We start from the raw sequence: 9,453 nt of genomic DNA, 5'->3' as shown, positions 1-9,453 counted from the left end.
ATGGTGTTGTCGATCATCGGCAGCACCAACTCGCCCCAGCGGCGGTAGCCGGGCGGATTGACCGCATGCACGATCACCTCGCACCCCAGCGCCGCCCGCGCCACGTCCTGGCGGTTCATGGCATCGCCGCGCAGCCAGGTCATGCCATCGCGCTGCGCCGTTTCCGTCGCCAGCCCGCGCGCCAGCGCGCGCACGCCCCAGCCGGCGTCACGCAACTGGCGCGCCGCCTCGCCCCCGACGCCGCCGGTGGCGCCCAGCACCAGCGCGGTGCCCGGCCGGCTCGATTCGATCATCCTCATGCTCATCTCCCATGAATCCATGGCGACCATTCTGGCGCGGCGGCCATACAAAATAAATTGCCGAACTTCGCATCGCGGCTATACATTTATGCATGACCAAACCGATCGGCTGGGAACTCTACCGCAGCTTTCTCGCCGTGCTCGCCGAGGGCTCGCTGTCCGGCGCCGCGCGCGCGCTCGACATCACCCAACCCACGGTCGGCCGCCACATCGCGGCGCTCGAACGGGCCCTGGGCCAGGTCCTGTTCACCCGCTCGCAGACCGGCCTGCTGGCCACTGACGCCGCCCTGTCGCTGCGCGGCTACGCCGAAGCCATGCACAGCCATGCCGCGGCCCTGGAACGCGCGGCCGCCGCGCAAGGCCCTGGCGTGGCCGGCACCGTGCGGATCTCGGCCAGCGAGGTCATCGGCATCGAGGTGCTGCCGCCGGTGCTGGCGCGCCTGCGCCGCGACCACCCGCGCCTGACCCTCGAGCTGGCCCCCACCAACCGCGTGCAGAACCTGCTGCTGCGCGAAGCCGACATCGCCGTGCGCATGGCGCCGCCAAAGCAGGAACAACTGATCGCGCGCCCCGTCGGCCATGTCGAGATCGGTCTGTACGCGCGCAAGGACTACCTGCGCCGCTGCGGCACGCCGGCCACGCTGGCCGGCCTGTCCGGCCACACGCTGATCGGCTACGACACCGAAACGCCCTTCCTGCGCGGCGCCGGCAAGCGCCTGGCGGTGTCCTGGAGCCGCGACAGCTTCACCCTGCGGGCCGACAGCGACCTGGCGCAACTGGCGCTGATCCGCGCCGGCGCCGGCATCGGCGTCTGCCAGGTGGCGCTGGCCCGCCGCGACCGGCAACTGGTGCGCGTGCTGCCCGACCAGGTCTCATTCCAGCTCGAAACCTGGATCACCATGCACGAAGACCTGCGCGCCAGCCCGCGTTGCAAGACGGTATTCGACGCGCTGGTGCAATGCCTGCTGGCCCATACGGCGGCAGCGCGCTAGTGCCAGCGGCCCGGCTCCGGTGCCGGTGCGACATGCCACGGGGAATTAGTCCGACGTTCGGATATACTGTTCATCCATGGGTCTTCGCGGAAGTGTGTGGGCAAGCCGGCTCAAGGGTAGAAGCGCCTGATTGCAGTTAAATATGCGTATGAACGATGCAAATCTCTACGCGAAGATTCTGGGCCTGCGCAAGCCGTGGCATGTATTGAACGTGACGGTGAGCGAGGCGTTGAAGACCATAACGGTGTTCATTGGCCCCGAGCCTGGTAGCCCATTGCGTTGCCCGTATTGTCGGCAAGCCTGTCCTGGCTACGACAGTCGAGCGCGCGGTTGGCGCCACTTGGATACCTGCGAGTATCAGACCTGGATAGAAGCCGATGTCCCGCGGGTGCAGTGCCCGGAACATGGCTGCGTGCAGGTGAGCATTGCCTGGGCGAGTCGCAACAGCCGCTACACCAAGAAGTTCGAGATGATGGTGCTGGATTGGCTGCGGGAGACGACGATCCATGCAGTCAGCCGTCGCCTGGGATTAAGTTGGAGCGCGATCGACGGCATTCTGCGGCGGGCGGTGACCCGCGGACTACGGAGGCGCCGTATCGCCAGCGAGACCCACATCTGCGTTGATGAAGTTGCGTTCGCCAAGGGGCGCGATTACGTGACCATTGTCTCGTCGGCGCAGTGCGTGCTTGCGGTTGAAGACGGGAGGTCTGCCGAGAGCCTGCGCCGCTATTTCAAAACGCTCGGGCGCAGGCGCTGCAAGAAGCTCCGATCCGTATCCATGGATATGAGTGGGGCCTACATCAAGGCAGCGCTCGACAGTCTGCCTGATGCACAGCAGAAGATCGCATTCGATCACTTTCACGTGGCCAAAGTGCTCAGCGAAGCGGTAGACAACACCCGCAAAAGCGAGCTACACCGGGTTGACTATGGGTTACGCCGGGATATTCATCGCAGTCGCTACGACTGGCTGCGGCGCGGCGCACATCTGTCGGACTTCGCCCGCGAACGCATGCAAGCGCTATCAGCTAGTCTACTAGACACAGCGATGGTCTGGATGCTCAAGGAAAAAGCGCGCGAGATCTGGCATACAGGCTACTACCCGAGACAATCGGCCAAAGCATGGCAAGTGTGGATCCAGGTCGCCAGACAGACCGGCATCACGGCCTTGCGCGGCGTGGCCAATCAGATCGAGACGCGGCTCTGGGGAATCCTCAACGCCATGCGGCTGCGGGTATCCAATGCCAGAGCCGAAGCCCTAAACAGCCAAATCCGGGCGATGCGCGTGAAGGCAAGAGGTTATCGGAGCAAGGCGCGGTTCGTGCTTGGCATCCTGTTCCACTATGGCAAGCTGGATATGACTCACTAGGAAAGCCAGGGTGGAGATCGGCGTGTGCTTGTGGCGCGGACATTGAAGATCAGAACATGTTGTTGGCGCAACACTTATGCTGATCTGGAACAAGTGACCTTGCGCAATCTTGATGACCTTTCCGTGTTCCTCAAAGTCGTGGACTGCGAGGGCTTCTCGGCCGCAGCACGGTCGCTGGATCTGGCTCCGGCGAACGTGAGCAAGCAGATCGCGCGCCTGGAAGCGGCCCTGGGCGCACGGCTGTTCGAGCGCAGCACGCGGCGTTTGCGCATCACCGACGAGGGCCGAGCCGTCGTCGAGCGCGTGCGGCCGGCGCTCGCCTTGCTCGACGAGGCCGCCGATGTGGCCCGACAAGGCGCCCAGACCTTGACGGGCATTTTGCGCGTGACGGCGCCCGTGGCGGCGGGGGGCGTTACCTCGCGCCCGTCATCGCCGCCTTCCGCGAGCTTCATCCCCAGGTGGGCTTCGACTTGCAGTTGAGCGACCATGTGGTCGATCTCTATGGCAGTGACATCGATCTGGCCGTGCGCGCCGGCCAGCTCGCCGACTCCCGGTTGATCGGCCGCAAACTGGCCGACAGCCGACGGATCCTTGTGGCAGTGCGGGCCTACCTGCAGCGTATGGGCGCCCCCTCCCATCCCCGCGCGTTGCCCCAGCGCCAATGCCTGCTGTTTGCCTATCCCGGCCTGTGGCAGAACCGTTGGACGCTCAAGCACGGCGGCCGCGGTGGCAGGACCGAGGTGGTGGGCATCGTGGGAGATCTGCGCAGCGACAACGGCGACGCCGTGCCTGCCTGGAGCATGGCCGGCATGAGGATCATGCTGCGCGCAACCTGGGACATCCACGCGGAATTGCATGACGGCCGGCTGGTACGCGTGTTGCCGGAATGGGGGGCCACGCTCTCGACGATCAGCATCGTGCGGGTGCGGCGCGATCCGTTGCCGCGCCGGGTGGGCGCTTTCGTGGACTTCCTTGCCGCGCAATGGCGAAAGGCGCCCTGGGATGCGGACAGGTAAGCCGCAGTCCATCAACTGACCCGCGAAGCAAGAATGCCAGGATCGCTTCGGTAGCGATATGGCAATCCAGAGGGTGAAGCACAGCGAGGCGTGGAGTCATCGGATGACCCGAGCATGCTCATTCGTGCTTTCGCGGATCACCACGAGCAACCCGACGAGTGCTCAAATCCATCGACCACCACCGTCGACATGGAGGACTTCTCCAGTTGTAAAGCTGTTCGTCATTAAGAACAGAACGGCTTGGGCAACATCGTCGGGAGCGCCGACCCGTTTGGCAGGAAGATCCGCCGCGGTTCTCACGAAAACCTGATGCTTGTCGTCCCCGAGGAGGCGTTCCAGGAGGGGCGTGTCAACCATGCCAGGCGCCACGGCGTTGACACGGACCGGTGTCAGTTCCAGGGCAAGAGCGGTAGTGATGGCCTCAATGGCCGCCACCGCGCCGGCCATGACGGCGCCCACACTGATGGGACGCGTCGCCAGTTGCGCGGATGTCAAAGTGATCGAACCGTGTGGCGGCATGATGGCCGCAGCCGCTTGCACTGCAAGCAACGGCCCGACCACCCGCTCGGTCATCACTTGAAGAAGTTCGTTTGCCGTCTGCGCTTTCAGTGGCAGCAATTGCGCGGTTCCGGCTGTGATCACCAAGTGATCGAGCCTGCCGACCCCTTCGAACATCAAATGTGTTGCCGCAGTGTCAGATAGATCAGCGGCGACCAATCTTGCTCCCCCGATCGAATCTCCGGCGACTTGCAGCCTATCCCGGTCGCGGGCGATCAAGATCAAATTCGCCCCAAGATCCTTTGCTCGCGCCGCGACTGCAAGGCCTATCCCTGACGACCCGCCAACGACAGCAACAGTCTGACCGAGAAGGAGGGCGCGATGGTTTACGTTGGTTGGTACGTCAGAATGCACGATGGAATCCGTCGAGTGTGTTGAAGGAGAAAATCTTACTCATCGGATAAAAATTGAGATACTATTTAATAATTATAATTCTCATCGCAAAAAACGATAAATAACTATGGACCTTCTTGCAGCCATGCGCATCTATGTCCGGGTCGTGGACCGGAACAGCTTGTCTGCTGCGGCTCGAGATCTGAATCTAGGGCAACCAACGGTGAGCGAGCGCGTGGAACGGCTCGAGCGGCATCTGGGGGTCCGCCTCCTGGATCGAACCACGCGGTCGGTGCGTGCGACGGACGCTGGGGTCCTGTTCTATGACCGAGCCAAGCTGGCGCTGGAAGCGGCCGACGACGCCGAAGCCGCCGTCAATTTGCTCGACGGCTCGCTCAAGGGAACACTTCGTATCGCCGCATCGCATGGATTGGGCGAGGTCACGCTGCCCCCACTTCTCCTGAAATTCCAAGCCCTGCATCCTGAACTGGGCATTGATCTCACACTGAACGACCGTTTTGTTGAGCCTGCAGTGGAGGGGGTTGACCTCTCCATTCGCGTGGGGCGCATCAGCGATGGAAACTTCATCGCTCGACGAATTGGCTCAGTGGATCGTGTCTTGCTCGCATCACCGGCCTATCTGTCCCGATTCGGTGAACCAGCAGCGCCGCAAGAATTGATCACGCATCCTTTCATTCGTATCGCGGGGATGGCGTCGGATAACCGTCTGCGCCTGATCGGTCCTGACACGTCGGTCGTCGAAGTACCGATCCGTACGTGTTGGCGCGTGAATCACTGGAGGCCTTTGCTCGATGCGCTTGTGGGAGGAGCAGGGATCGGGGCTCTACACATGCCCGTGTGCGCAAGCGAGATTGCGGCCGGTAGACTGATCCCCGTCCTCTCACCGTACAGGTTCCAGTCCATGGATGTTCACGCGATATATCCGGCCCGATCACACATGCTCACGAAAACAAGAATGTTCCTCGAACTACTTGTGAGTCATGCGGGAGAGCTTCTAGATCCAAAAGGTCTGGCTCGGATGGCACCTGAACCTGTATAGGCAAAGTTTCGTAGCTGACGTTTGTTGCTATGGAGATAGATTCTGCTGGCGTACGAATATCCACGACACGCGGCCACCTCGAACCGTCGCGCTCATCGCGTGCCCCAGCCGATCTTCGATCATCGGTTTCCATGGCACGAGCCTGAATCTGCCATGCCCCCATTTTCAAAACGGTGGATACGCCGCACCGTAGGTCTGCTCGCCGCTGCGGGCCTGGCCTGGGCGCTCTTCCAGGCCGTCTGGCCTAACCACGTCCGTGACCCGAGCTCGGCCGAAATCGGAGCTACCATGCGAAACCTGAAGACCTTTTGCCTTGGCCGCTTTACCGTGCCGCTGCCGCGCGACAGCACCGTGTCCATCGCCACCTCCGGCATCGAAGCCGACTTCTCGTTCAAGCGCAAGATCTCCCGCTTCGACTTCGATCAGCTTATCGAAAAGCGCTGGCTGGAGTTGCAGCACAAGACGCACGATATCTATGGAAACCCATATGCTTCTCCTTCGACGCGGTCCAGTCCACTAGACGGAGCGGTCATTTTCACATATGAGCATCTGCGCGTAACACTCGGTAGCCGCAAGCCTGAAGGTGACGAGTTGCACGAAACCGAAGGCTTTCTTTGGCGCGATGGCCACTTTTTCTATTTCGAACCAGTTCTAAACTCGGAAACAGACATTGCCGCGACGATGCGCAACCTGCAGGTCCGCGAATTCGACGCCATGCCGACTGAAGCAGGGTTGTGCGCGGCCGGCAGCTTCTTCCCGGGCCCAGGCGCTGCGCGCAATGGTGAAGCCGTGCGCTTTGTCTTCGATATCCCTGGTGCGCCGCCGTTGCAGTTCCAATTCGAAACGACGACGTTGTACTCGGCCGAACAGATCCCAGGGCGTACCCCCGGCAAGGCGAACTACGCTGCGTTCAACAATGACGAATTCCGGGGCCAAGTACTGCGTGATCGAAGGCGTACGATCCTGGGTGTCGCGGGAGATGAGTACATCAGCGCCGCAACCGAGAAACTGGGCAATGATTACCACACAAATATCAGTGCGCGTTGGCACTTCCCCGGCGAGGTCGGCTCGATCACGCGGCCGACGATCGATTTCAGTTTAGGACTGTCCTACGACGGTGACACGGAACCGGCACGCTGGGCGCATTTCCCCGAGAACGATGAGTCAGGCGGGAGTCCCGAGGCGCACTTCATGGCCCTTTGGAACGCGATTCTGGAGGGCGCGCGCTTGCGCTGAACTAAGTCGCACACTCGTCGCGACGATTTTGGTATTCACCAACGGCTGGCAGGCTCGGCTGCACCCGAGCCCTGGCCGAACGTTGATATCACTTGATTTCCTCGCATTTGGGAAAGTGCCCGTTGCATCTTGTGCAGGCGGTCATACCGCCCTTGCGGGCAACCGCCACGCCAAACACTCAAAGTGTCTGGTCACCGGTTACGACAATTCCATCACGGCTCATCCTATCCCCCTGCGGATTAGGGATTTCTGCATAGGTTCTGCAAATTCGTTTTCAATTCATCTCTGCGCGGCAAGCAAATACGGCACCGTTCGCCGCGAATGCCCACCTCGGCTAAGCGTACGATTTTTCCCGTTTCGTGAGCTACCCCTATGTAGCAGGCAGGATTACGGAAGACCAATTTTTCCGGCTCGCAGCTGTCAGCTCATCAATCCACCAGCGGTGAGGCCAACACACTGACGCTGAACAAGAGGCGGTATAAGCTCGGCTTCGAGCACTTGGCCCCTGAAATACTCAGCCCACACAAATCGGCGAAGAGCCTCATCCATACAGCAATCCGACCGCCAGGGAAGCCCGCCCCATGACCAGTCTGATCAACTCCCCGCCCAGTCGCAGCATCTGGCTCAGCGCCTTCCCGCGCCTGGCCGGCGTCAAGAATGGCGACTACCTGCCCTTGCGGCGGCTACAGGAAGCCACCGGCCTGGACGGCGGCCAGAAGCTGCGCGAGGTTCTGGCCGCGGCCGAGCGCGAGGGCCTGCTGCTGATCGATCGCGGCGCCACGCCCGCCAGTTATCGCGCCACGTATGCACTCGAACGCCAGGTCACGTTGTTCGCGCCCGACTGACGAGCCCGCAGCGATAGAGTGCTAACGATCCCTTGCAATGCTGTTACATCTCGGGAAATAGAATCCCCCCGAATGCACCCTACGGAGAAAAACATGCAAGAAGACACCGCCAAGCCCGAACCCACCCGCCGCCGCTGGCCCTTCGGCTACGGCCAGGAAGCCTGAACCGGCTTTTCCCCTTCCCCGGGGCGTACCCGCGCCGCCGTTCCGCTGCGGGCCCTGGCCCGCCACACCCAGCATGCCCCTGCTCGATCTCGTCGACGCCGCCCACGGCCTGCCCGACGCCAGGAAATCCCGCGTGCTCGCCCAAGCGGGCGGCTGCAACGTCAAGATCCTGCGGATGGACGGCCAGCCCTCTCCCGCCGAAACGCACGACTACGACGAAGCCCTCATCGTCCTGAGCGGCGCGCTACGCCTGCCGGTCCACGGCGACGCGGTCGAGGTCGCGGCCGGCAGCATGTACCTGGCGCCTGCCGGCGTGCCGCACGCCGTCGCCGCGGGCAGCCATGGCGTACTGATGATCGTCGATCCGGTCGGCAGCTGAGGGCGCGACTGATATGACGCTCGCCGGGTGCGAGCGGGAAAGTGGCGGCACCCGTGAGGTATCCTTCTCCGATTGCAGCATGCCGGCCGGTACGGGCCCAATAGCCCGCCGCCCCCCTTTCCCCGAGCCTTCGCCATGCCCCTGGACACCGCCCACCTCGTTACCGACGCCGCCGCCCTGCAAGCCCTGTATGGCGAACCGGGCGAAGCTTCGCTGAAGAAAGAAGTGGACCACGTCCATCCGCACTACCGCGCCTTCATCGAGGCCGCCCCGTTCGCGGCGCTGGCCACCTCGGGCCCGGGCGGCCTGGATGTGTCGCCGCGCGGCGACCCCGCTGGCTTCGTCGTGGTCGAGGACGAAAAAACCCTGCTGCTGCCGGACCGGCGCGGCAACAACCGCATCGACAGCCTGCGCAACGTCCTGGCCGAGCCGCGCGTGGCGCTGCTGTTCCTGGTGCCCGGCGTCAACGAGACGCTGCGCGTGAACGGCACCGCGCGCATCAGCGTCGACCCGGCGCTGCTGCAACGCTTCGAGATGGACGGCAAGCAGCCGCGTTCGGTTCTGATCGTCGATGTGCAGACGGTCTATTTCCAGTGCTCGCGCGCCCTGCTGCGCTCGCGTCTGTGGGACCCCGCCACCCAGATCCCCCGCACCGCGCTGCCCAGCGTCGGCCGCATGCTGTCCGACCTGAGCGCCGGCACCTTCGACGGCGCGGCCTACGACCGCGACCTGCCGGCGCGGGTCGCCAGCACGTTGTATTGAGTCACTGCCCCGGGCTCGATCGGGATCCTGGGGAAAGCCGCCAGGCTACGTTCGTAAGCTCTTCAACGGCGGCTCCGATGAGCGCCGTCTGGAGGAATGAAAAGCGGCGCCCGCCCCTGCCCCGCCCCGGCCCGATACAATCACGGGCATGAATTCCGCAACACAGACCACCGCCGCCGAGGCCCACGCCGGCCACACCCCCATGATGCATGGGTAATTCCCATAGGGAGAATTTCCCGAACTCTCCCGAACTTACGCCAGAAGCTACGCCATGGCGCTTGCATCCTCTCTTGAATATCCGCGTTCGGTGCGCGCTCGATGGTTAGAAGCTTCATAATGCTTCCCGCCTAGGAGGAGACAATGAAGTGACCTGCTCTGAGAAATTCGTACCACTGGGTATTTGAGAAAATAGCTTCTGACGCGAGAAGGAAGCGAGATGAAG

The 9,453-nt window shown here is 62.8% G+C and carries 12 protein-coding genes; 9 read left to right on the top strand and 3 right to left on the bottom strand.

Annotated features, from left to right (window positions below; all coding sequences use genetic code 11):
* On the bottom strand, nucleotides 1–305 hold a 305-nt coding region (locus tag ACN6PJ_RS30710; protein WP_427999427.1), incomplete at its 3' end, for an NAD(P)H-binding protein.
* Nucleotides 306–391: 86 nt separating this feature from the next.
* On the opposite strand from ACN6PJ_RS30710, the gene ACN6PJ_RS30705 reads away from it, so the two are divergent.
* The 4 genes from ACN6PJ_RS30705 (at nucleotide 392) to ACN6PJ_RS30690 (ending at nucleotide 3,673) form a co-directional block, all read left to right on the top strand.
* A complete protein-coding gene (locus tag ACN6PJ_RS30705; protein ID WP_427999426.1) occupies nucleotides 392–1,291 on the top strand; it encodes a LysR family transcriptional regulator in 900 nt (299 codons plus the stop codon).
* 142 nt (nucleotides 1,292–1,433) lie between these two features.
* The gene (locus tag ACN6PJ_RS30700; RefSeq protein WP_427999425.1) at nucleotides 1,434–2,657 is read left to right on the top strand and encodes an ISL3 family transposase; all 1,224 of its coding nucleotides are present in this window, start codon (nucleotides 1,434–1,436) and stop codon (nucleotides 2,655–2,657) included.
* Nucleotides 2,658–2,699: 42 nt separating this feature from the next.
* The gene (locus ACN6PJ_RS30695) at nucleotides 2,700–3,137 is read left to right on the top strand and encodes a LysR family transcriptional regulator (protein WP_427999424.1); all 438 of its coding nucleotides are present in this window, start codon (nucleotides 2,700–2,702) and stop codon (nucleotides 3,135–3,137) included.
* Nucleotides 3,116–3,673, top strand: a complete 558-nt coding sequence (locus tag ACN6PJ_RS30690) for a substrate binding domain-containing protein (RefSeq protein ID WP_427999423.1) — start codon at nucleotides 3,116–3,118, stop codon at nucleotides 3,671–3,673. Before ACN6PJ_RS30695 ends, ACN6PJ_RS30690 begins: the two co-directional genes overlap by 22 nt.
* Nucleotides 3,674–3,835: 162 nt before the next feature.
* Here the strand turns inward: ACN6PJ_RS30690 and ACN6PJ_RS30685 are convergent, their stop codons facing one another.
* Nucleotides 3,836–4,585, bottom strand: a complete 750-nt coding sequence (locus tag ACN6PJ_RS30685) for an SDR family oxidoreductase (RefSeq protein WP_427999422.1) — start codon at nucleotides 4,583–4,585, stop codon at nucleotides 3,836–3,838.
* Nucleotides 4,586–4,691: 106 nt separating this feature from the next.
* On the opposite strand from ACN6PJ_RS30685, the gene ACN6PJ_RS30680 reads away from it, so the two are divergent.
* Nucleotides 4,692–5,624, top strand: a complete 933-nt coding sequence (locus tag ACN6PJ_RS30680) for a LysR family transcriptional regulator (protein ID WP_427999421.1) — start codon at nucleotides 4,692–4,694, stop codon at nucleotides 5,622–5,624.
* Nucleotides 5,625–5,651: 27 nt separating this feature from the next.
* Here the strand turns inward: ACN6PJ_RS30680 and ACN6PJ_RS30675 are convergent, their stop codons facing one another.
* On the bottom strand, nucleotides 5,652–5,762 hold the full coding sequence (locus ACN6PJ_RS30675) for a DUF3363 domain-containing protein (protein WP_427999420.1): 111 nt from the start codon (nucleotides 5,760–5,762) through the stop codon (nucleotides 5,652–5,654).
* 150 nt (nucleotides 5,763–5,912) lie between these two features.
* Here ACN6PJ_RS30675 and ACN6PJ_RS30670 point away from each other — a divergent pair, with 150 nt between their 5' ends.
* The 4 genes from ACN6PJ_RS30670 (at nucleotide 5,913) to ACN6PJ_RS30655 (ending at nucleotide 9,011) form a co-directional block, all read left to right on the top strand.
* Nucleotides 5,913–6,860 carry a T6SS immunity protein Tli4 family protein gene (locus ACN6PJ_RS30670; protein WP_427999419.1) on the top strand — a complete coding sequence of 316 codons (948 nt, stop codon included), beginning with the start codon at nucleotides 5,913–5,915 and terminating at the stop codon, nucleotides 6,858–6,860.
* Nucleotides 6,861–7,441: 581 nt separating this feature from the next.
* Nucleotides 7,442–7,705 (top strand): hypothetical protein, encoded by a 264-nt coding sequence (locus ACN6PJ_RS30665; protein WP_427989782.1) that lies wholly within the window; start codon nucleotides 7,442–7,444, stop codon nucleotides 7,703–7,705.
* Between the two features lie 238 nt (nucleotides 7,706–7,943).
* Entirely contained in the window at nucleotides 7,944–8,249 is a 306-nt protein-coding gene (locus tag ACN6PJ_RS30660) for a cupin domain-containing protein (RefSeq protein ID WP_427999418.1), read from the top strand.
* Between the two features lie 135 nt (nucleotides 8,250–8,384).
* Nucleotides 8,385–9,011 (top strand): pyridoxamine 5'-phosphate oxidase family protein, encoded by a 627-nt coding sequence (locus tag ACN6PJ_RS30655; protein ID WP_427999417.1) that lies wholly within the window; start codon nucleotides 8,385–8,387, stop codon nucleotides 9,009–9,011.
* The last annotated feature ends 442 nt before the right edge of the window (nucleotides 9,012–9,453 follow it).

This window comes from Achromobacter sp., assembly GCF_050285585.1.
Lineage (GTDB): Bacteria > Pseudomonadota > Gammaproteobacteria > Burkholderiales > Burkholderiaceae_B > Achromobacter.
Note: the sequence above shows the minus strand (reverse complement) of the source record. Positions and strands in the feature narration are given on the sequence as shown.